The 22934-nt window shown below is 48.3% G+C and carries 16 protein-coding genes and 1 pseudogene; 4 read left to right on the top strand and 13 right to left on the bottom strand.

Annotation, left to right across the window (positions count from 1 at the left end; genetic code table 11):
* Positions 1-181: 181 nt before the first annotated feature.
* The 10 genes from PEH01S_RS30470 to PEH01S_RS30425 all read right to left on the bottom strand — a co-directional run bounded on the left by PEH01S_RS30470 (position 182) and on the right by PEH01S_RS30425 (position 14100).
* Complete coding sequence (locus PEH01S_RS30470) at positions 182-805, bottom strand: YHYH domain-containing protein (protein WP_127489926.1); 624 nt, start codon at positions 803-805, stop codon at positions 182-184.
* A 662-nt stretch (positions 806-1467) separates the two neighbouring features.
* On the bottom strand, positions 1468-3207 hold the full coding sequence (locus PEH01S_RS30465) for a hypothetical protein (protein WP_127489923.1): 1740 nt from the start codon (positions 3205-3207) through the stop codon (positions 1468-1470).
* Complete coding sequence (locus PEH01S_RS30460; RefSeq protein ID WP_127489921.1) at positions 3204-6311, bottom strand: efflux RND transporter permease subunit; 3108 nt, start codon at positions 6309-6311, stop codon at positions 3204-3206. Before PEH01S_RS30460 ends, PEH01S_RS30465 begins: the two co-directional genes overlap by 4 nt.
* A 45-nt stretch (positions 6312-6356) precedes the next feature.
* The gene (locus tag PEH01S_RS30455; protein WP_164828091.1) at positions 6357-7631 is read right to left on the bottom strand and encodes an efflux RND transporter periplasmic adaptor subunit; all 1275 of its coding nucleotides are present in this window, start codon (positions 7629-7631) and stop codon (positions 6357-6359) included.
* A 219-nt stretch (positions 7632-7850) separates the two neighbouring features.
* On the bottom strand, positions 7851-8408 hold the full coding sequence (locus PEH01S_RS30450) for a TetR/AcrR family transcriptional regulator (RefSeq protein WP_127489917.1): 558 nt from the start codon (positions 8406-8408) through the stop codon (positions 7851-7853).
* 232 nt (positions 8409-8640) lie between these two features.
* Positions 8641-9876, bottom strand: a complete 1236-nt coding sequence (locus PEH01S_RS30445) for a HAMP domain-containing sensor histidine kinase (RefSeq protein WP_127489928.1) — start codon at positions 9874-9876, stop codon at positions 8641-8643.
* A gap of 4 nt (positions 9877-9880) precedes the next feature.
* A complete protein-coding gene (locus PEH01S_RS30440) occupies positions 9881-10576 on the bottom strand; it encodes a response regulator transcription factor (protein ID WP_127489915.1) in 696 nt (231 codons plus the stop codon).
* An 87-nt stretch (positions 10577-10663) separates the two neighbouring features.
* Positions 10664-12646 carry an ABC transporter permease gene (locus tag PEH01S_RS30435; RefSeq protein WP_127489913.1) on the bottom strand — a complete coding sequence of 661 codons (1983 nt, stop codon included), beginning with the start codon at positions 12644-12646 and terminating at the stop codon, positions 10664-10666.
* Positions 12630-13355: an ABC transporter ATP-binding protein gene (locus PEH01S_RS30430; protein ID WP_127489911.1), complete on the bottom strand. Its 726-nt coding sequence runs from the start codon at positions 13353-13355 to the stop codon at positions 12630-12632. Before PEH01S_RS30430 ends, PEH01S_RS30435 begins: the two co-directional genes overlap by 17 nt.
* Before the next feature lie 25 nt (positions 13356-13380).
* A complete protein-coding gene (locus PEH01S_RS30425) occupies positions 13381-14100 on the bottom strand; it encodes a lipoprotein BA_5634 family protein (protein ID WP_127489909.1) in 720 nt (239 codons plus the stop codon).
* Positions 14101-14874: 774 nt separating this feature from the next.
* Here PEH01S_RS30425 and PEH01S_RS35925 point away from each other — a divergent pair.
* A pseudogene (locus PEH01S_RS35925) lies at positions 14875-15088 on the top strand (SDR family NAD(P)-dependent oxidoreductase); the annotation flags it as partial.
* 62 nt (positions 15089-15150) lie between these two features.
* Here PEH01S_RS35925 and PEH01S_RS36240 read toward each other — a convergent pair.
* Positions 15151-15477 carry a TniQ family protein gene (locus tag PEH01S_RS36240; RefSeq protein ID WP_407669507.1) on the bottom strand — a complete coding sequence of 109 codons (327 nt, stop codon included), beginning with the start codon at positions 15475-15477 and terminating at the stop codon, positions 15151-15153.
* Positions 15478-15831: 354 nt separating this feature from the next.
* Positions 15832-18429, bottom strand: a complete 2598-nt coding sequence (locus PEH01S_RS30405) for an adenosylcobalamin-dependent ribonucleoside-diphosphate reductase (protein WP_025846077.1) — start codon at positions 18427-18429, stop codon at positions 15832-15834.
* A gap of 398 nt (positions 18430-18827) precedes the next feature.
* Between PEH01S_RS30405 and dat the strand changes: the two genes are divergently transcribed.
* The gene (gene dat, locus PEH01S_RS30400; protein WP_025846076.1) at positions 18828-19679 is read left to right on the top strand and encodes a D-amino-acid transaminase; all 852 of its coding nucleotides are present in this window, start codon (positions 18828-18830) and stop codon (positions 19677-19679) included.
* A gap of 29 nt (positions 19680-19708) precedes the next feature.
* Here dat and PEH01S_RS30395 read toward each other — a convergent pair whose 3' ends face one another.
* A complete protein-coding gene (locus tag PEH01S_RS30395) occupies positions 19709-20554 on the bottom strand; it encodes a lipoate--protein ligase family protein (RefSeq protein ID WP_025846074.1) in 846 nt (281 codons plus the stop codon).
* Between the two features lie 256 nt (positions 20555-20810).
* Here PEH01S_RS30395 and PEH01S_RS30390 point away from each other — a divergent pair, with 256 nt between their 5' ends.
* Positions 20811-22619, top strand: coding sequence for a DEAD/DEAH box helicase (locus PEH01S_RS30390; RefSeq protein ID WP_127489902.1), 1809 nt, complete (start codon positions 20811-20813; stop codon positions 22617-22619).
* Positions 22616-22934, top strand: a 319-nt coding sequence (locus PEH01S_RS30385; RefSeq protein ID WP_407669506.1) for a YqhG family protein, incomplete at its 3' end; no start/stop codon positions are given. The genes PEH01S_RS30390 and PEH01S_RS30385, both read left to right, overlap by 4 nt.

The following is a 22934-nucleotide window of genomic DNA, read 5'->3' as shown; positions in this document are numbered from 1 at the left end:
CGGAAAATGTACTTCGTCTTTTTCACACCATGGATTCTGAGGACAATCCAGTCGTTATCTTGACGAGTCGGTTTGATCTTGAAGCAGATGTTCAGTGATAATAAAATCATAGACCGGGTTTCTTATCTATAAAAGGAATCCCTTCCGGGTTAGCACGAATAGATAAAGTTGTTCCTCCCGTTCATTCTTTCTTCATCTTTGATAGCCTCAAATCAGCCGTACCAACCATTTTTATTGAAATCCCGAGCTTCTCGACAGCCACGTCCCATGTTAAAGGAATATAGGTAATATCTCGGAATACTAATGCAGGATATTTTTCTTTTGAACTATCATACAGTTCGTCTTCAATGAAGACGTCAAACTCCGATACTTGTGCGACATATGTTAACTTATTACCAGAAGAACTTAATTCTTGTTCAATTGGCTTTGCTTCGAAATCTTTATCATTATTAACATGAAAACCTGTCTCTTTATCCCACGTTGTAAGCAAACCAAGTGCTTTTGCATTATTCCAGGTCATCGGGAGATAAGTAATGTCGTCATATATCAAAAAGGGATACTGTGCATTATATACATTAACCCGTTGATCGTTAATATAAATTTTAAAACTTGGAAGAGATACTTCCAGTTCATCTTGCTCTGACATCTTTTCAGTTGTGAGGGCAACACTTCCTGTACTTATCGATTCAATGTTTCTTTTCGATGCTTCATTGTTCGCATTTGCACTTACTCCATAATTTAGAAACAGGTTTGTTGCCATTATGAGTGATAAAGCAAACGTCGAACGAGACGCAATAATATTCAAAACAACTCCCTCCTTCGTTTCCCTAATTCAAAATCGGCAACAGGTATCCATTTTGCACAGGTAATTTCTTTTCCTTCAGTGACATTAAAGTGATTTAATTCGTACAGATTTGAATCAATAAATTCCACGAGATATATTTGAGTTATTTCATGTCCTATATTCTCATCGACCTTAAAAATGTTTTCTAGACATTTAACATGGCTTTTAATCGATCCCTTAGTAGTATCTCCCGTGAATATTCCCAAGTTAGTCTGTAATTAGAACTTGTTCCTTTTGATTGCTTTCCAAATTTTTCTTCCGGGCCTCTTTGTTTCGAGTTACAATATCTAAGACATTGGCACGTGGATACATAAACTCTCCCCCTCGAAATATATCCTTTCATAATACCATAGATTCCCAAACACCACCGCGTTTTCCTGCCAGTTAGCGTAATGGGACGTTACCAGTTCTAAAACTTTATTTTCCGAGTCTAACACTTTATTTTTTAGTTTAATTCTTTATTTTCTTTTAACACCCCTCCCACCCCGTTCGGGACTTATGACGTTGGAGGCTCCTTTTTCCGATTATGTAATATTCATAGGAAATTCACTTTCTATGAAAAAAAACATCCCCCCAACCGCTGCAGCAATTGGGGGACCAACGTCAAATGGACCTTATTAGCCTCACTTCAAAGCGGTAACCAACCGTTTCCCTTCGCCCGAAGCGGTCTCGATCACCTCGTATATTTTCACCGTCAGATTGGTTTCCATCTGATCCGCTCCCGGAAGTCCGTCGACCGTAAGCTTTTGCCGGCCGGAAACCAAGCGGTTGGGTCCGACGAACGAATAATACTGGTACCCGATCGTTCTCCCCAATCCGTCCTCAAGCTCGACTTTCATTTTGGAGAAGCTGAGGTCCGCGATCATTTGCGCGTCCTTTGATACGTCCAGATTGAGGACAAGCTTGTAGGTATAAGCCATAGCGTTCGTAGGCGTCTGCGACACGTACGGAAACAACGTCCAGTCTTTGAGATAGACCGTATACGGGTAAAAAGACAGCTTGGACGAATCCGAATTGTTCGACGGCTTGACGACCACGGACGCAATAGACGTTTGGTAAGGGGCGGCAGATTTGTCGTCCAACAGCCTCAGGTTGAAAATTTCCGCCGTTTCGGACGTCGGGAACACGAAAACATAACTGATGGCCGAGCCGGTTCCCGGCATTAACTCTTTGAGCGTATAATTTTGTCTGCTGCCGGAGTATCTGCTGCCTTCTTTGCCGGACAGCTCCGCCCCAAAGGCCGGAATCGGAATCGGGCGCTCCCCTTTATTCGTTAATTTAAACTTGGCAATGGCCGTTTTATACCCGTCCCCGCTGTTCTCGCCCACATATAGATCCGTGACGGACACCTCCAGGTTCGGATCAATGTAGTTGTTCCACTTGTCAAAAGCAATCGGCGTATTCATCCGGTATTCGTTCGGTGTCGATTCCACTTCCCCCGCTCCCTGATTCGGGAACCGGATCGCTAATTTGCCTACGGAAAAATGAACGGCTCCGGCTGCCCCCTGTTCGCCCGGCGCAATGAATTGCTCGGAGGCTAACACGTTGAGGCTGTTGATCTCCCCGTTAAAATCCATGTCTGTCGGTATCACATAATAAATGAATCGCTTCTTGCCGGGCTCCAGAACAATCGCTTCCTTCTCCACCCGGTTGCCGTGGTAAATCTGCTGCGCGGTTTTGGCATCCATCGAAAAGGCGGGGATCGTTTCCCGCTGCTCCGAAGGATTCTCGACCAGCAGCTTGATCAGCATTTCGATTCCTTGCGGTGTATGACTCTTGGTATAGCCTACGGGAGTATACAGCAATTGGGAATCCAAAGTAGGAATCCGGAACGGCTCCCCCCAGTTTTTGACCGCCGACGGATTCATCTCGGAATAGCTTCCGTTCCAGATCATCGAAGCAACGGGAATCGAAGCAAGCACCTTTTCTTTTTTCGGATATACGTTGAGATCCACATCGACCAGCAGCAACTCTGTCGGTTGTACGGCAGTTTTACGTTCAACTACTTTCATATAGCTGAACTCTTCTTTGGAGTTGGGCTCGATGCTGCGCGGATTCGAACGGCTGGATTGCAGAATGTACTCAAGGCCGCCGGTGGTTTTCAACCGCAGCTCATGGTCCGGAACGCGGACAATCGTATCGCTATCGTTATAGAGCCGGATGACCGCGCCCAATTGAACGCTGCTTGACGTTTTCTCGTTCAATACACTTTTCACCTCGACCCGCAGCGATTTGGCGATAGCGTAAGACTCTGCCTGGGCCGGTACCTGCTGCGCTTCACGCGCCGATACAAAGCCAGGTTGATAGACGAGCGCGGCCGAGACGGCGAATGCCACCATGAGTTTTTTCCAGTTCCTAGTCATTGGCTTCCTCCCAATTCATATGTTGATTCGAGTTCGGCACGCCGCTTCTGTCGACGATCCCGCCACTCGGCAAGCTTTAGGTACATCGTCGGAACGACGATTAACGTCAGCAGCGTGGAGAAGATGAGACCGGATATGATACATACGGCCATCGACCGCCACATGCTTCCTCCCATAATGGCCATAGGCAGCATTCCCCCGATCGCCGCAGCGGACGTGAGCAGAATCGGCCGTAGCCTTGCCCGGCCCGACTCGGCGATGGCATCGTACAGGGCTACCCCTTCTTTACGGGCGTCCTCGATAAATTCGATGAGCACGATGCCGTTACGAACGACGATGCCGGATAAGCTGATCAGCCCCATCAAGGCCATGAATCCGATCGGAGCGCCGGTTACGAACAGACCGATCAGAGCGCCGCCGAGGGCCAAATAGACCGTCGACAAAATCAAAACCGGCGTGGACAGCGAATAGAACTGCATGGCAATAACGGTATAGATCAGCAGCATAACGATAATGGATAATTTGCCAATCGAGATAAAGGCCGCATTGCGCTCTTGATCTTCGCCCCCGTATTCGATTTTATAGCCGTCCGGCAAGTGAATATCCTTGATCGCTTTGGTCAGATCATTCTGAATGTCCGAAGCCAGACGCCCGTCGGCATAGGATTTGACCGTGATTGTTTTGGTCAAATTGCGGTGCTGAATCGCATTAACCATCTGGTTGCGTTCAAAGTTGACGAACTCCTTCACCGGATACAGCATCCCGGTTTGCGAAGGCACCAAAACATCCTCAAGCGCTTCATAATGGGAGACGTTCTCGTCTTCGCTGTACAGGGTAACATCGATCAGCTTATTGCCGATCTGGATATCCGTCGCTTTCACGCCTTCGGTAGCCAGACGCATCGAGGCGGACAAATCCTTTTCGGTCACGCCGTAAAACTGCGCCTTGTCTTTATCCAACTGCAGGTCGGCCGTTGGCATTGGCGCGCCTACGTCATCCTTCACATTGACAGCGCCCGGGATGCTCCTCAGCTTATCCTGAACTTGTTGGGATAAGGAAGTCAGCTCCAGCAAGTCCGATCCGCTGATCCGGACGGCGATCGGAGCTCCGACCGGAACCCCTTGCTCCAATTCTCTAATAATGATCCCGGCATTCGGAAACATCTGGCTAAGCTGTTTGCGCCATTTAGGAACAAGCTCTTTCGTATGGGCTTTGGATTCGTCCAGACTGACAAATAATTGTCCTAGTCTTGTGCCGTACGATACGTTTTCCGAATAATAGAACCGGGGTGCCGTACGCCCCGTATAGGCAGAGACGGCGCGAACCCCTTCCTGCTGCTCGGCCCAGGCCGACAAATTTTTCATCGTATCGACCGTTTGCTCGTATTGGTTGTCGACCGGCATTTCCACATCGACTAAAAACTCCGCCCGCTCGGCGCTCGGAAAATATTCTACCCCAAGAAACGGCAGCAGCCCGTAGCTGGACGTGCCGATGATCAAGGCCGTCATCCCCGTAAGCATCGGTTTCTTCAGCAAGCGGCGAATCTGCTTCTCATAAAAAACGCTTAAGCGCTCAAGAGTTCCTCCTAAAAGCCCGGGCAGCTTCCCGTAATCCGTAGATTTGTTCCGGCGCAGCTGGCGTTCGGTGGACCACTGGCGGTAAATCGGGACAATCGTCAGAGACATGATCATCGACGCCGCCAGGGTAAGGCTGATCACCACAGGGATCGGCCGTATGAAATCACCAATGTTGCCTTCAAGGAAGAACAGTGGAAAAAATGCCGCCGCCGTGGCCAAGGTAGCGGTGAGAATCGAAATGCCCACTTCCCGGCTGCCTTTCAGCGCCGCATCGTAGGGCCGGTCGCCCAGTTGCAGCCTGCGCTCGATGTTGTCATTAACCACGATGGCGTCGTCAACGAGAATCCCGAGCACGATCACAAGCGCTGCGATGGTGATTTGGTTCAAGTCAATCGAGGTCATCATCACGGGCAGAAACCCGATGGCAATCGAAATCGGAATCGCCAAAGAGACTACGACGGCTGTGTTCAATCTCAGCCCCAGGGAACAAACCAGAACGACCACGACCATCCCGATGATCAGTTCTTTGCTCAATTGCGAAAACAGCTTATCAACGCTTTCCTTTTGCGTGAACAAGGATACCATGGCGACGTCGGACGGAAGCTGTGATTTGAGGCGGGCGGTTTCCTCATCGATCCTCTGCTGCAAAGACGGCACGTCGACGCCCTTCTCGGCATTGATAACGATATCTACCGAAGGCTTGCCGTTATAGAACACCTGCTCATTAACCTTCTTCGTACCCATTTTCACTTCGGCCACATCTTTAAGCTTCACCGAAGGCCCTTGCTCGGGGGACCGGAAGATGACCGTATCCGCAAGATCGCTTGCCGATTTCCACTCTCCCGTCAATTGAACGTAAATGCGCTGGTTGTCCTTTTTGACGTCGCCAATAGGAATCCGGTCGTGCGCATTGGTCAGCGACTGCAGCACAACACCCCAAGGAAGCCCAAAGCCCTCAAGCTTCTTCTTATCGAGGATCACTTTCATTTCCTTATCGGGCAAGCCGACAATCTGCACGTCGCTGACACCGGAGATCGTGCGAAGCTGTTCTTTCCAGTTATCCGCGATCGGCCGCAGCTTCTCCATGTCTTCCGGACGATCGATGACCAGATGTACGATTTGAGCTGCCGTCTTAACCAGATCATCATCCACTTCCGATTGGTAGGCGTCGGCCGGCAGTTTGCTTCTTGAAGCTTGCACCTTTTGCCGTAAAGTGTCCCAAGCTTTTTTGTAATCGACGTCAGGTACTAGCTCTACGGTAATGAGCGAGACATTGACCTCGGAGGTCGATTCGATCTTTTCGATATGCTGCATTTCTTTGATTGCTTCTTCCAGCGGCTTCGTCACGAGCTGCTCCACTTTTTCCGGGGATGCCCCGGGATAGATCGTTTTGACCAGTGCGACGGAGGTCGTGATTTCGGGATTTTCCCGCTTTTTCAAGGTCGCAAGGCTAAAGAAGCCCACGAACACAAGCATGATGAAAAACAGCAGCGTAATTTTTTTGTATTTCAGCGCTTTGGCAATCAAGCCATGTCATCCCCCTTCAACAGCCCGACTATATGTAACGTATGGCTATTCGACCACTTTGACTTTCTCGTTGTGTTTTAACTGATGCTGTCCGGTAATGACCAGCGCCTCGTCCACATGCAGTCCGTTCAAAATTTCCTGCTGATCCTTTTTGGTGCGGCCTGCCTTTACTTTACGTTTCTCCACCTGATCTCCGTTAGCGACAAAAACATACGCTTCCCCTTCTTCACGAACGATGCTGCTGACAGGAACGGCAATCGTTTCCTGCTGCCCATCTTCGGCAAGAACCAGCTGCACGCGCATGCCGGATTTCAAAAGTCCGTCCTCATTCGGAACTTCCAGCTCCAGCGTGTAGGTTTTCGTCTGGGTATTCGCCACATTGGCCAAGTAGCTGATTTTTCCCGTAAATTTATCGGGCGTATCCGGGATGTAGAAAGGCAGCTCTGTTTTTCCCTGCACGTGACCTAAGCTTGCGTCGGTCAATTCGGCGCGAATCTTGATCGGGCTCTGCTGCTGAACAATGCCGATTTTCGTTCCGCGGGCCAAGACCATGCCTTCCAGAATGGGCATCTCGACAAGGACGCCGTTGGCCGGAGCCTTCACGTCGTAATAGGTAATGCTGCGCTCGATATCTTGCAAGTTAACTTCGTTGGTCTGGAGCTGCAGTTGAAGGGCAGCGAACGAATTCGTGTTTTCCAGCGTTTCGAGTTTTTTCTGCATGATCTCCAAGCCCCGCCGCAATTTGTTTACCACGGTCTCCATCTGCTCTATCTGCTTCTTGTCGGCAAGTCCGCGATCGTAATTGTTACGGATCGTGTTGTATTCTTTCTCGGTTTCGGTTAACTCTTGCTTCGCCGTCTCGATATTGTAGACAAGCTCTGTCCTGTCGTCTTCGAAATCTTTTTTTGCCTTGGCCAGCTGCTCCTGCAAGCTGCTTTGTTCATAAAGCAATTTTTGTTTTTGCCTTAAAATATCTTTCTTGTCCAGCTCCACAATCACATCGTCTTTATTGACCTGCGCTCCCCGCTTCTTCACAACGTTCAAAACGTCACCGTCCGTCTTCACCACGACATCCAACTGCTGCGAAGGAATGACCTCCGCGACCATTTCCTTGGTTCCTTCCCAGCGTTGTTTGGCCACTTTCATAGTTTTGACGGTTTTCAAGGCAGGTTCGGCCGCTTGTACCGCTGCGTCCGAAGGCAAAGAGCCCTGCGAGCAGCCGGCAAGCATCACGGTAACCATCAGGAAGACGACACTCAGCTTTTTGGAAAAGATATTACCCCGCGTTTTGGGCCGAAAAAATTTCTTGATGAATCGCATATTGTCACTCTCGCTTCCCCATCTATGTACTATGAGTACTATAATATTTTTTTTGGTACTCACGCTCTTTATTATACCGACATTTTCCATCTTGTAAAGCTTAAAATTTCGGCCGGCCGACCTGCGCCTAAAACAAAAAAGCCGAACCACCTCCCGACAACCCGCAGGGTTGCCGTTCTGCCGCTCAGCTTTCACGAATGGAAACGCTATATTTTTGTCCTAGCTCTCTTTCGAAATTCCGTGCAGGATGATGTCCACCATCGTCGAAAGAGATTCCTGCAGCGTAATTTGATTGGTAGCCAAATACGGCTGCTCGAAAATCGATTCGAACGATGCCTGGAGAATTTGGATCAGCGTCGGAACGTGCGTCGGTCGAAAGATTCCGCTACTGATGCCGTCTTCCACCAGCTTGGTCACGATCTCCCACTCTTCATCGATGGCTTGATCCAGTTTGCTCCACTGTTCGGGATGGTAGCGCTGCAGTTCGGCAAACAAGCGTACGTAGCTGTGTTGAAAATCCTCAGGGACAATCAAGAGAAGGCCTTTCAGCTTTTCGGGTATGCTCAAACTCGTGTCTTGGGTAATTTCCCAAAAACGTCTTTCAGTTTCTTCGTTTACTTGATCAACCACGTAACCTACAAGCTCGTCCTTGGACGGAAAATGCTCGTACAGCGTGCTTTTGCTTACCCCTAAATAACTGGCCAAGTCGCTCATCGTAAACTTGATCCCTTTTTCATGAAACAGCGCGATAGCAGCTTTGGCAATCCGTTCTTTCATCCCATGTTCACCTCATGCCAAAATAGTTCAGAGCCCGTATTGCTAGAATACTTTTACGGTACTCCGGGTACAAAGTCTAGTTTAGCGCGTTAGGTCGTGGAGGTCAAATGGGGTTGACCTGCCGATGCCGGTTGTACATGATGCTCTCTACTTAATAACGATAGAACTTTGAGTCAAATTGAGTTTCCAGGCCGGTATCATCATGTTTATTCAATTCCCCGAGTCTCTGCACTTAAAATTTTACGAAGGTAATCGTAAATTTTGTATAGGTATCTTTTTCACTCTCGACTTGAATCAAGGCCTGATGTGCTTCGATAATGGCTTTGACCAGCGCCAGGCCAATCCCTGACGAATCATGCTTTTTAGAACCGCTTGCTTTGTAGAATCGATCAAAAATATGCGGCAATTCTTCAGCTGCAATTCCTTCTCCAAAGTCTTGAATCACCAGTTCCGTATAGATCGGTGTATCTTTGACTTGAATCATGATTTTACCGCCGGGTTTGGAATGCTCGATCGCATTCTTCAACAGGTTCAACAAAGCTTCCTGCAGCCACATTTTATCGTGAACAACGACTACTTCCTCCGGCGCATCCCAGTCAACCGACATATGATTATCACTGATCATGCTTGCTAAACGCTCCAAAACTTCCTCGATGGTCTCCGCCAAATTTGCCGGTTCTTTATCGAATGATATGGCTCTGGCGTCGATTTTCGCGATCTTCAACAGATTTTGAATCAAGACATTCATTCTGGAGATTTGAACATCATTATTTTGCAATAGTTGAACTTGCTGCTGACGGGGCAAGCTTTCATTCAACATCATTTCGTTGTAGATGGATATCGTTGAAAGCGGTGTTTTTAATTGGTGGGATATATCCTGCAGCATTTGTCCTAAAAACTCTTTCTCTTCATGCAGATCCTGCATGCTTTTTCTAATAATATCTTTCATGGACCGAAATGAAGCCGCCAGTTTGGCGAGATCCCCTTCTTTATTTTCATTTATGACAACCGAGTAATCCCCATCGATTATTTTTCTTGCCGCCAAAGTAAGTTGTTTAATTTTATTGAAGATCATCTTGTATTGCATATAGGTTACCCCAAACAACATCAATCCGAAACAAATCAATCCCCAAAAAATAGATTGATTATGGCCCACAATATGGTTATTTAAACGGGGAAAAAGCTCCGTCTCCAAATCTTCATATAATCCATACTGTCTAAAGATCTCTCTTCCTTTTTCCTGATACTTGCTTGAATCGGAAGAATGGCTTGTTAAGACTTTCATAATTTCCGCTTCATTCTCGGGATGTTGTTCGATCAATCTCGCAGTAATTTCCCCCCAAGCTGTAATAGAATCGCTTTTCAAATGATCGTAAAACCGTTGTTGCGTAATAAACTGGTACATTGCAAATAGAGATAGCAGAACGGCCAATATCGTCATATAGCCTTTCAACTCGGTAATTTTCATCATCTTACTCCCTGCTCACATCCTTATTCCACCGATAACCTAATCCTCTTTGGGTGACAATAAATTGCGGATTTTTGGGATCATCTTCAACTTTGTCTCTTAAACGCTTAATGTATACAGATAGCGTGTTTTCATCAAAAAAAACTTCATCTCCTTCCGTTATTTTCAGCAGGATTTCATTTCTTTTTAATGCCTTGTGGGCATTCATCATGAAAGCGGTCAGAAGCTTATATTCTAAATTCGTTAATAGAATAGTTTCTTGATTTTTATAAACTTTGACTTGGCTCGTATCGATTTTTATATTCTCGGATGTTAGGATCACTGAAGAAGTTTCCAGCCGCGCTTGTTTCCGCAATTGCACTTTCACTCTGGACATGAGTTCTTTGACTCGAAAAGGTTTCGTTATATAATCGTCCCCGCCGATATCCAATCCCATCACCACATTTGCTTCTTCATCCAGAGCGGTTAAGAAAATAACCGACAAATCGTTTTGTTTTTTGAAATGCAAACATAAATCATAGCCGTTTCCATCTGGAAGGCCTATATCTAGGATAGCCAAATCAAAAGTATTATGATCAAACTGCTGTTTCGCTTCTTTTACACTGGAGGCTCTGACCACCTCGTAACCTTCATTTATCAATGAAAATTCAATGGCTAGACCAAGGGCCTCATCATCTTCAACAAGCAATATTTTATTCATGTATGTTCTCTCCTTTTCCTTATACCGCTTCAGCCATTGACCGGTAAATCAGAACAGCCCGACTATAAAATAGCCAGGCTCTCGGTATTATTGTTCCCTGATAACATCAATGAGATTATCTTTTTGGATTTTTCTCAGCGGGACTAGAACAGATACGTAACTGATGAACAAAGCGGAAACAAACGTTACGAAACAAGCCTCATAGGGGATCGTCCATTGGATCTTCATAACACCGGAAGCAGCCAAATACATAATATAAGAAAGTATACATCCGAAAAAGATCCCTTGCAAACTTCCAGAAAAACCGTAAATCAGCGCTTCATAGATGATCATTTTTTTCAAATCCCTTTGCGACATGCCTATAGATTTTAACGCGGCCAGTTCTTTTCGTCTGATTATGATGCTGATCGTAATCGTATTGAGGATATTGAGACTGCCAATCAAAGAAATGACCGTAATAAAACCATATACAAGCACTTTAATAACAAGCTTTGATTCATCCTTAGCTCTATTCTCATCCAGGTGATTAACGATTGTAATGTCATGTTTTGTTCCAACGGTCTGCTGGATGTCCGCAACCGTCGCGAGAGATTGAGTCGGATCTTTCAAATTGATTCTTAAACTGGAGTCCTGTTCGTAAACTTCGGATACATTTTCAATCGACTTCAATAGTTCCCCAGTTTGCTGGCTTTCTACTAAAGAATCAGGAGTATCATGTTTCAGATAGATGGTTAGATCCGATTTAGCAGACGAATCGTTCACATATTTGGATGCAAATGCGATATCCATTATAGACGAGAAAGTAATAAACAATACACTGCTTATAATGATGGATAGGATAGTAATGGTATAACGATTTTTATTTCTTTTGACGTTTTTCAACGCCAGGCTTAATGGAAAAGATAAAGGCTTTCTCAGCACGGTATTCTTTTGTTTTTTGATTGCTTCTTTCTTAATTGATAACCTGCTGCTGATTGCCAGCAATGGGGATATTCTGCCCGCAAAATAAGCCGGGTAATAACTTGACGCTAATACGGTCGTCAGGGTAATGATCGAACTGATCAATAAAATGTACCAATCAATATGAAAGAATGAACCACCTGCACCATCTTCTAATAAAATCAAGAAAATGGATTGGAGAGCAGCAAGCGCCAATAAGCTGCAGACAATCCCGAGCGGTATGGCGATAACAGCCAGTACGGCAGCTTCTCTTATAACGATTTGTCTAATTTGCTTTCGCGTAGCGCCGATGCTTCGGAGCAAGCCGAACTGCTTCATCCGCTCTACGACGCTGATTTGAAAAGCGTTGTAGATGACAACAACCGTCGCGATCACCACAATACTGACGACGATGACTAGCATGGCCAGAATCGATTGATTCGATTCCGGTTTCAAAACTCTGATCAATTCAGTATTGATAACAATATTTTGGTCTTCAGTAAGTGATTTTATTTCCTCTAAAACCTCGTTAAAGTTCGCCTTCTCGTTTATTTCAATTAATATCCTGCCTTCTCCAGGAGCAAAATCGGCTTTATGTGTTAATAATCGGCCTACTTTACTTTTCTGTGCAAATGCGCGGTTATCCAATAAACCGACCAGTTGATATGTTTTTCCATCTAATTCAAAAAAGCCGCCGATCTGAAGATCGTTTTTGATATAAGGAAGAGCCCATGAATCGACAGCAGCTTCATGGTCATTGGCCGGTAATCTGCCATCCATGAGACTGTAGGTTAAAAACTCCAGGGCGCGATGATCACCGAAATTCATTTGCACCGAAATGTCTCCAACCGGAACGATGCCACCCTGAGACATCAAACCAAACGATGCAATTTGGGGATTATATCTGATTTTATTTAATATCGCTTCATCGTAATTTGAAATACCGGCATGAAAAGAAACTCCATTTAACTTCTTGATGCTCTCAATTTGGGAGAGTTGTGATCCTTTCATAAACAGGCCGATCGTAGAAATTAACGCTACAGAGAGTACGATTCCGACCAAGGTCAAAATGGTTCGTTTGATATTCCCCTTTAAATATCTGCTGCTTAATTGTTTATAGCTGCTGATCAAAATCATTCTCCTCCAGCCTATGTCTTTTTCTCAGCCGCCGTTGATCGGAAATGATTTTACCGTCTTCAATCGTGATGATCCGGTCAGAAGCCGATGCAATCGTTAGATCGTGCGTAATCAATACAATGGTTTGGTTGTATTTTTTGGCCGTTAATCTTAATAGATCCATGACTTCCTTCGTATTTCGCGTATCCAGATTACCTGTGGGCTCATCGGCTAAAATCAAATGCGGCCGGTTTATAAGCGCCCTGCCAATAGAGACCCGTTGCTGTTGGCCGCCAGATAATTCGGAAGGCAAGTGATTCTTCCGTTCAAGAAGCCCCAGGATTTCAATAATTTCATCCAGATACGTCATATCTACCGGTTCGTTATCCAATAATGTGGGCAAAGCGATATTTTCCTGAACATTCAATACGGGGATCAAATTAAAGAATTGAAAAATAAACCCGACTTTTCTTCTTCTGAATATTGAAAGTTCATCATCTGTATAATCATAAATATTATTGTCCCCAATGAATACTTGTCCTGAGCTTGGCCGATCCAACCCTCCTAAAATATGCAACAGTGTACTTTTTCCAGAGCCGGAAACACCTACGATGGAGACAAACTCTCCTTGCTGAATAGAAAGACTAATCCCTTTTAAGGCATACACCTTGCTATTGCCTTCACCATAACTTTTAACTACATTTTCCATCCGTACGATTTCCATATCGTCCGCCCTTTCATCATTCAGCTCATTCTTGTACCTCTACAAAATTTACTTTGTCTGCGCTATCGGCATAGACGTTCCCGATTTCGTTTAAAACCTTGTTCGTCTCATCTTTATTCTTATAATCGAAACTGCCTTTTTGAAAATGAATCAATGAGATCGTTGACTCTGCCTCGGTTAATTTGTTGTAAGTTTGGTCGTCAACAATAACAAGGTCCATTGTTGGTTTATACCCGATCCATGCCTGATGTTTAACATACTGTACGGGTACCATCTGACCGTTTAAATCGATTTGATTATTTTTCATCTCTGCATCGCTAAAAGAGAAGAACAGATTTTGACCACTAGATAATTCTTTTATGCTGGTAATAGGCTCTGAAATAATGGACGAGCTGTCAGGATCTTTTCTTGCTCTGATAATCCCCTTCTTGACGAATTGTTCAGCTGTGGATCGATTGACAACCGAGTACTTGATATCTCGGGTTTCAAATTCTTCGCCAGTTTCTTTCTGATCTTGCTCTGCCAATTTAGTAATTTTTTTTGTTGTAACCAATTTTATTTTGTAATCGAACGTTTGCTTGGTGTTATCTTTATACAACTGCTTGACTTTATTCACATCTTTTTCTGTGCCGATAACTACAATACCATTGACCGATTGCGATGGACCTTCTACAAAACGTTTTACCCCGAATCCTATACCTGCAAAAACAACGATAACCAACACGAATACTATAATTTTTTTCATCTGACTGCTCCTTAATTCATTTTTTATGTCTGGATTATAGACGCGATTTCTTGAAAAGTGAATGACTCGTGTCTAACTATTTTGTTCTTCTCACTTACATTTTCGTAAGAATCGAGAGTATTCCTTGCTAAACCATTCTCCGATCCGGAGATTTGGAACATCGGGCTGACTTTGTGATTACGTTATGTGGCTATGCGGACGAACATTGTCCCGTGGTTTTGAATAAAAATGTAGTGAAATGGCATTAGGTTTCGAAGATCCAGCCAAGGCCAATCATGGGGCAATTTCGAGCAGTTCGGGAAGTGATTGGGGTAGCTATGGAGAAGTTTTTTAGCCGAAGGTCGGTAAAACCTGAAGAAAGAGGCGTGCAGTGGTAAGGGAAGAACTTTGCCATCTTTTTTATTTCCGTAATTTTCTTTAGATCTCCTTTTCAAATCGCGATATCGTGCTTCCTCTCAGTCTTAATGGCCCCAAGTATAGACTCATTAGAATACTTACAATGATAAAATTCAACGAATATTTTTTGATCCTGCACCTTTAAGGTTACAACATCTGTTGCTTCCCCTGAGCTATCATCGTCAAAAATAACGTCATAGTCCTCTAGCAACAATCAATTGGCCCGGCATCATTATACGAACCATATTTCAGTGAAGTTTTGTTAATATAATAAACTTAAATCTCATCATCGATGCAAAATTAGCGGGTAGTTACTGCCATTCACAAATCTCCAAGAAATAATTTTGTGATAAAGTCACGGAAAAATATTTTCATTCAATGGGCTTTCCAATTCACAACAAAGTAAACCAGCATTGAATCAATGATGACACCCAGACCCATATTCGATAATCCCAATTACAAACCGTCAGGTAAACTTGCGAATAAGGCAGCTCTTATAATTGGTGGGGATAGTGGAATTGGGAGAGCTATCGCTGTCACCTTCGCGAAAGAGGGCGCCGACATTGCAATCTTATATCTGGATGAACATAACCCCTTTGACCCAACGGGAAGCACTAATCATTAAGTATAAAAATGAACCTGTAGACATAGTGTCTACCACATAATATTCTCTGTGGAATGAATCTTATTTTTTGGTGGAATTTTCCAGAAAGAAATTTGAGCGAAAAACGATTCTTCCTTAATAATCATAGATTGTCTATAATCAAACCCACATTTGCAGGAAAGTAAACTTTGCCTATAAGGATTAATTTTAGCACCACAACCCCCACATCTATCTATCATTAAGCAATTATGGATTGGGCAAATTACGAGTAATGATAATTCCCAAATGTCCTTACGATATGGTTTTTCTCTTAAGCACATAGGGCAAAATCTTTGCTTATGTGCATATGTTCCAAAGCTCCATAAATGAAATTTAATACTCTGTTAATAACCTACAAGCTTTATTTACGTCCAACTCTTCTTCTGGAATTAGTAGATTATCAAACTTGTTATATTTCTGAAGCCCCATAAATCTAAATAATACTTTTGAGTCGGGATAAAAATTTACTATGGAAGAGGTCTAATAACTAATGATCTTGGTTCCATTATAACGAACTCCAAACAAAAACCATCATGACAAACACTCGCATGCATAAATATGCAATAAAGTTGCATAGCATAGTGGTTTTCAGTAATTATGAACAATTTTTTTCACTATATTTGATTATTTTCTCAATTATTTTGATCAGCTACACCACACACACGAAAAAAGAGGCCCGAAGGCCTCTTTTTCTAGCTGCAGCGGCTGTAGCCGCAGTTGCTGCAATTTTTACAACCTTCGCTGTTGATCAGCGAAGCCGAGCCGCAGGACGGGCACAAGTCGAGAGACGTGGCCGCGCTGCGCGTTACCGCGTATTGAGCGGTCGTCTCCATCACGACCTCCTGCGTGGCGGTGATGTAGTCATCCGCGCTGTCGGAGAAATCGCCGTGCATCTCGAGCGCCTTGGCGACAGCGTCGGCAATTGATTCGACCCGGTTCGCGCCGAAGCCGATCGCACCGGAGCCACCGATGCCTTTGAGGTGCTTGATCAGCAGCTGCACCTTGTTTCCATGGTCGCCGTAGCGCAGGAACAGCGAGCAGACGCGTCCGAGCGCTTCGGACATCGCGAAGACATCGGAACCGGCTTTGCCGACGTTCAAGAAAATTTCGCTCGGGCTGCCGTTCATATCGTTAATCGTAATGTAAGCCATCCCGAACGGGGTGTTGAATTTATACGTCGCTCCGCGGAGCGCCTGCGGACGGCGTTTGTATTCCTTGTCGAACACCTGCTCCGTCTTGGCGTCAATGTTGACGGCCAGCGATTGGGACAGGTTCGTGAGCGACTTCTCCTCGCCTGCAGCGGATTGCTCGGCCGCGGCCGGCTGTGCCGCCGGTTTCGCTTCGGCAGCCTTATCTTCCTTCTTGTCCGTGCTGAGCACCTGCACGTCGCGGCTGCCGTCCCGATAGATCGTCACGCCTTTGCAGCCCAGATCGAAGGCAAGCTCGTACAGCTGCTTCGTCTCTTCAATCGTAAAGTCGGACGGGCAGTTCGCCGTCTTGGAAATCGAGCTGTCCACCCATTTTTGAATGGCTGCCTGCGCGCGAATATGATCTTCTGCGGACAAGTCCATAGCGGTAACGAAATAGTCCGGCAGCTCTTCGTTCGGATGCCGATCCTTCCATTCCTGGGCGATCGGCACGTACTGCTTGTCGAAGCCGAGACGGCTTTGACGGTAGTACTCGAACGCAAAGTACGGCTCGATCCCGGTCGAGGTGCCTACCATCGTTCCCGTGCTGCCCGTTGGCGCCTGCGTAATGACCGTGACGTTGCGCATCCCCTTCTTCTTGATGGCGGCGCCCACTTCCGGGAAGACGGACGTCATATGCTTCATGAAGCCGCTCTGCAAGAACGGTTCCGTCTGGAACTGCTTGAAGGATCCTTTCTCTTCCGCGATATCCGCGGACGCCAAGTACGCTTCCTTCGCCATGAAGCCGTACAGCTTATCGAGGAATTCGAGCGATTCCGGACTGCCGTAGCGGATGCCCAGCTTGATCATCAGCTCGGCGAGGCCCATGGAGCCGAGTCCGACACGGCGCTCGCCCTGCTGGTTCACCCGGTTTTGTTCGAAGTGATAAGGCGTTTTGTCAATTACATTATCCAGGAAACGCGTGGAATAGCGGACGACCTTCGCAAGCTCGTCCCAAGCCACGTCGTGATTATGCTCGTCGTAAAACTTGGACAGGTTGATCGCGGACAGATTGCATACGCCCCAAGCCGGCAATCCCTGCTCGCCGCAAGGATTCGTGCAGATGATCGGGTTGAAATACCAGCTGTTGGACATCTGGTTGTAATATTCCATGAACACGACTCCGGGCTCCGCCGATTTCCATGCGGATTCGATAATCGTATGCCACACATCGCGCGCTTTGACCGTACGGTAATGGTTTATTTTTTTGCCGGTCTTTCTCCACTTGTCCAAATCGCCGTCCCACAGCTCGTCATATTCGGGGTCGGTCGTATCCGGGTATACCAATTCCCAGTCCAGATCCTCTTTGACCGCCTTCATAAAGCCGTTGCTGACGCATACGGACAAGTTGGCGTTCGTGATTTGGCCCATCGTTTGCTTCACGGTAATAAAATCGACCACGTCCGGATGCCAGTCGTTGATCATCAGCATCAGAGCGCCGCGGCGGCTTCCGCCCTGTTCGATCAAGCCGGTCGTGTAGCTGAACAGTCCGCCCCATGACACCGCGCCGCTCGAGGAACCGTTGACGCCTTTGACAACGGAACGCCGCGGACGAAGCGAAGACAGGTTAATACCGACGCCGCCTCCGCGCGCCATAATTTCCGTCATTTCGGACAGCGTCGCCATAATGCCTCCCCGGCTGTCATGCGGGGACGGAATAACATAGCAGTTGAACAGCGTCAATTCGTCGCTCGCATCCGCTCCTGCGGCGATCCGCCCGCCGGGCACAAGCTTCCAGTCGTCGAGCACGTAACGGAACTTGTCCGTCCATTCCTTGCGTTTCTCCGGAGTTGCTTCCACGGAAGCCATGGCAGCGGCCAAGCGGTCCCACATTTGCTGCGGTGTTTTTTCCAGCGTCAGCGTCAGCTTCTCGACGGAGGACTCGACAACCTCTCCGCTCCGCAGCTTGACTTTGACCTGGTTTCCTTGACGTTCAATGACTTCCCCTACTTCCTTGGCCGGAAACTTCGGATCGTCCTTCGTCAGCACCAGTACCGTATCTCCCACCTTCGTGTTGCGGGTATCGGCATCCTTCATCGCATAACGGTCAAGAAATATTTTTTCGCTTAAGCCTTCCAATTTGGTCTGCTGCACGGTCTTCAAAACAACAACCTCCCGGAAATATTTTCAAAGATCAATCACAATATCTGGTATGCGAAATTCATTATACAATACAATATATTGTGTTACGAATAGGCAAAAAGCGGATTTGACGGCGTAGTATGGAATACAAGCCCGCTAGCTTCTTTTTTCGCGGTCAGGCTCTCTTTTTCGTTGATGAAATCTTCATCTTTTTCGACAAAACCACCTGAATTGACTGAAAATTAGAACTATGTACGTTCAAAAGAAAGTGGAACCCGTCCGTAAAAAATCCACCCTTTGCCTCGTTTTGACAACGAACCAACCGCTTGTTAGTCTAGTAATAGTATAACCGAATCCAACAGTATTATCAAACATATGTTCCTATTTCCAAAAACCTACATCATATGGGAGGTGTACCCATGACTCCGATTTACCTGATCCAAGACAGACTCGTTCCCAAGGAAGAAGTTCGCGTCTCGCCGGACGACCGCGGGTACTATTTCGGCGACGGCATCTATGAAGTATTCCGCGTATACGGAGGGAAATTGTTCGAAGCCGAAGCGCATTTCCATCGGCTGGAGCGTACGGCTGCGGCCGTCCGCATAGACCTTCCCGCTGCGTCAAGCGAATTGAAAAAGCAGCTGGAACAACTCATCGCCGCAAACTCGCTTGTAGAAGGCACCGTCTACCTTCAAATTACCCGCGGCGCCGCCCCTAGAAACCATATGTTTCCCGCTCAGGCCGAGCCTGTGCTGATGGCTTATACGACCGAGCTGAAGCGTCCCGTTCACACGATGCAGCAGGGCATCTCGGTCGTTACGATGGAGGATATCCGGTGGCTGCGCTGCGATCTGAAGACGCTCAATCTGCTGCCCAACACGTTGGCGAAGCAGTACGCGCTCGATCAAGGCGCGGACGACGTCGTTTTGCACCGCAGCGGGTTGGTCACGGAGTGCAGCGCCTCCAACGTAATGATCGTCAAAGAAGGCGCGGTCATTACCCATCCCGCCGACAACCTGATCCTGCACGGGATCACGCGCGCCGTCGCGCTGCGTCTGGCCCGCGAGCTTGGCATCCCCGTAGCCGAAACGCCGTTCACCCTGGATGATCTCCGGCAGGCGGAGGAAGCGTTCGTCACCGGTACCACTATCGAAGTAACGCCCGTCATTTCCGTCGACGGCATTCCCGTGGCCTCAGGCAGCCCGGGACCGGTCACGCGCCGCCTGCAGCAAGCCTTCGAGCAAGCCATTTCCTCTTGCATTCCTCAATAACGGATAAGACAAAAAAAACCTTCGGAGCGCTATCTCCGAAGGTTCCATTCTTCATTGCCGTATTTTTCTTCCGCCAGCCGTTCCGCCAGCTCCCGCTCGTACGTGGTCAGCTCTCCCGGAACCAGCTTTACGCCCATTCCTTCGGCTATGCCGGCCAGAAACGCCTCTTCCGTCTGCTCCGGTCCAACCGGAGGTTGTCCGACGCCGCGAAGCAGATCGTTGATCGCAACCGCCTTCCGCAAAAACTGCTGCTTCATCCGCTCCATCATCCGTTCGTTCTTGAACCTCAGCAGCCGGAACAGCTGGTCCGCATCGAGATCGAGCAAAATCGACCCGTGCTGCAGCACAACGCCCTTCTGCCGGGTCTGCGCGCTGCCGGCCACCTTGCGCCCCTCCACGACAAGCTCGTACCAGGAAGGCGAATCGAAGCAGGCCGCGGAGCCCATCGACTCGTACTTGCTTTTGTCCTCTTCGCTTTCGAGCTGCACCATATCGGCTGCCAGTCCGAGCTTGCGGAAGCCGAGCAGCAACCCTTCGCTCAGCACGCGGTACGCTTCCGTCACGCTTCGCGGAATGCCGGGGTAGTCCTCGGACACGATAATGCTGTACGTCAGCTCCTTGTCATGAAGAACCGCCCTTCCCCCGGTCGCCCGGCGGACAAAGCCGATGCCTTCACGCTCCAGCGCATCAAAATCGATCTCTTCCTTCGCCTTCTGAAAATAACCGATCGACAGCGTCGGAGGATTCCAGCCGTAAAACCGCACGGTGGGCGGCGCCGCTCCTTCGCCGTGCGCGGTCAGTATCGCTTCGTCTACCGCCATATTGTAAGCCGGCGAACCATAGCCGGACCGAATCCATCGCCATTCCTGCGTCATCCGCGATCACTCCCTTTTTCTGTTGCCATCGGCCGTTAAGCCGGCCCTCCCGCGATCCGGATGGGCTCCGGCCGCATCGATTGGCTCTCCTTCGTATACCGCTGCTCCGCCACTGCGGAAATCAAGAGCCCGGCGTCCGTCCGCCAGGCCCCATCCCTTTCATCATATAGCATTGCAGGTTCGTTTGAAAGACTTTATTTTCGTGCATACTAAAAATTGACTCGATTCGTTACCCGATGGAAAAGGAGCGCGTCCGATGCAATCCACCGAGCGAAAAGAACGCGTGCGTCAATTGAATGAGCATGTTCAGCTGTATTTTGAACGGGATTGGTTCGAGGAGTTGCACGACCGGGCGCAGCGCAACGGTCCTTGGGACGACTGGACGATGTTCCGGCTGGCCGAAGAGGCCGAGCAATCGGGGCTGATCCGCAGCTTCGACGAGCTCCAATGCTTGTCGCATTTGCCGAATCTGGTGCCGATGGACCATCAGATCGATACCGCCAAAAAAGTACTGACCGAGATGCGCGGACGGGCCATTCTCGCGGACGAGGTCGGGCTCGGCAAAACGATCGAGGCCGGCCTTATTCTCAAGGAGTACATGATCCGCGGACTGGTCCGCAAAGTGCTCATTCTCGTCCCCGCTTCGCTGGTGCTGCAGTGGGTGCGCGAGCTGAACCAGAAATTCGGCATATCTGCCGTCGCCCAGAAAAAAGAATACATGTGGGCCGCGAACGATGTCGTCGTCGCCTCGATGGATACGGCCAAGCGGGACCCGCACCGGGACATCGTGCTCGGGCTGGAATACGATATGCTGATCGTGGACGAGGCGCACAAGCTGAAGAACAAAAAGACGACCAACTACCAATTTATCAACGAGCTGCGCAAAAAGTACTGCCTGCTGCTGACGGCGACGCCCGTGCAGAACGACCTGAAAGAGCTGTATAACCTGATTACCCTGCTCAAACCGGGGCAGCTTGGCGGTCAAGGCAGCTTTCAGGCGAATTTCGTCGTGGACAAGCGGATTCCGAAGAACGAAGAGCAGCTTCAGCAGGAGCTGAGCAAGGTTATGATCCGCAATCGGCGCAGCGACGGCAACGTGAATTTCACCAAACGGATCGTGCGCAATATTCCATTGCGGCTGTCTCCCGAGGAGCAGGCGCTGTACGACGGCGTGACCAACTTCGTCCGCGGGCGGTACGAGGAGTCCGGCGGCGATATCGGCAGCATTTTGTCGCTTGTCACGCTGCAGCGCGAGGTGTGCTCCAGCCGGGATGCGGTATTCATCACCCTGGTCAACCTGTTCAAGAAAACCGAAGAGAACTCGCCGCTCCGCGCCAAAATCTGGGAGCTCGTCGAGCTGATCCGCAGCATTAAAGCGAATACGAAGGCCGAAAAAGTGATGGAGCTGATCGGCGACATCGGGGAAAAAGTGATTATTTTCACGGAATACCGGGCGTCTCAGGAATATTTGCTGCAATATTTGAAAGAGCGGAAAATTTCGGCCGTTCCTTACCGGGGGGGCATGAACCGGGGCAAAAAGGACTGGATGATGGACTTGTTCCGCAACCGGGCCCAAGTGCTGATCGCTACCGAAGCCGGGGGCGAAGGCATCAATCTGCAGTTTTGCCACCATATGATCAACTTCGACCTTCCGTGGAACCCGATGCGGGTGGAGCAGCGGATCGGCCGCGTACACCGGCTCGGCCAACAGGAGGACGTCAAAATCTACAACTTGTCCACCCTTGGCACCATTGAAGAGCATATTTTATCGCTGCTGCATGAGAAAATCAACATGTTCGAGCTGGTCATCGGCGAGCTGGATACGATTTTGGAGCGGTTCGAGAAAAAAACGTCGCTCGAATCGCATCTGGCCAAAATGATCTTGTCTTCGCGCAGCCAGGAAGATATCCGCCGGCAGCTTGACGAACTGGGGCGCTCGTTCACCGTCGTCCGCTCCGAGGTGGAGCAGGAGGCGCAAGGGAACATGCGCCTGCAAGGCATCCTGAACGCGGCAGGACACCCTATCCACGGGCAGAACCACGGCGGGGAGGAGGCCCGGCTATGACCATGACGGCGGACCAAATCCGCTCCTTCGTGCTGCGCTATCTGGAAGCGGAGCAGTGCGACATTATGGAGAAGCATCCGGCCTACGTGACCGTGAAGCTGTCGCCCTCCGCCGACAAGGATTTGAACCACCGCCCTTATTATTGGAGCTTCGTCGAACGGACCGGCGTCACCCCGGAGACGATGACGTGCACCTTCGTCTTCGACCCGGAGGCCTACCGCGAGCTGCAGCCGCACGGCCCTCCCGGCGGGCCTCAGCCCGGCGTCAGCACAGCCGCTCCCGGGCTCGCGGGCACGGCCGGGACGGCGGCCGCCG

This window comes from Paenibacillus ehimensis NBRC 15659 (assembly GCF_004000785.1).
Lineage (GTDB): Bacteria > Bacillota > Bacilli > Paenibacillales > NBRC-103111 > Paenibacillus_G > Paenibacillus_G ehimensis.
This window is presented reverse-complemented; position numbering and strand designations above follow the sequence as displayed.

What these genes read in the sequence shown, in the direction of transcription:
- PEH01S_RS30465 (WP_127489923.1), bottom strand. Translation starts at nt 3,207, where the DNA reads ATGACTAGGAACTGGAAAAAACTCATGGTGGCATTCGCCGTCTCGGCC.
- PEH01S_RS30455 (WP_164828091.1), bottom strand. Translation starts at nt 7,631, where the DNA reads ATGCGATTCATCAAGAAATTTTTTCGGCCCAAAACGCGGGGTAATATC.
- PEH01S_RS30450 (WP_127489917.1), bottom strand. Translation starts at nt 8,408, where the DNA reads ATGAAAGAACGGATTGCCAAAGCTGCTATCGCGCTGTTTCATGAAAAA.
- PEH01S_RS30445 (WP_127489928.1), bottom strand. Translation starts at nt 9,876, where the DNA reads ATGAAAATTACCGAGTTGAAAGGCTATATGACGATATTGGCCGTTCTG.
- PEH01S_RS30440 (WP_127489915.1), bottom strand. Translation starts at nt 10,576, where the DNA reads ATGAATAAAATATTGCTTGTTGAAGATGATGAGGCCCTTGGTCTAGCC.
- PEH01S_RS30430 (WP_127489911.1), bottom strand. Translation starts at nt 13,355, where the DNA reads ATGGAAATCGTACGGATGGAAAATGTAGTTAAAAGTTATGGTGAAGGC.
- PEH01S_RS30425 (WP_127489909.1), bottom strand. Translation starts at nt 14,100, where the DNA reads ATGAAAAAAATTATAGTATTCGTGTTGGTTATCGTTGTTTTTGCAGGT.
- dat (WP_025846076.1), top strand. Translation starts at nt 18,828, where the DNA reads ATGACTCCGATTTACCTGATCCAAGACAGACTCGTTCCCAAGGAAGAA.
- PEH01S_RS30395 (WP_025846074.1), bottom strand. Translation starts at nt 20,554, where the DNA reads ATGACGCAGGAATGGCGATGGATTCGGTCCGGCTATGGTTCGCCGGCT.
- PEH01S_RS30390 (WP_127489902.1), top strand. Translation starts at nt 20,811, where the DNA reads ATGCAATCCACCGAGCGAAAAGAACGCGTGCGTCAATTGAATGAGCAT.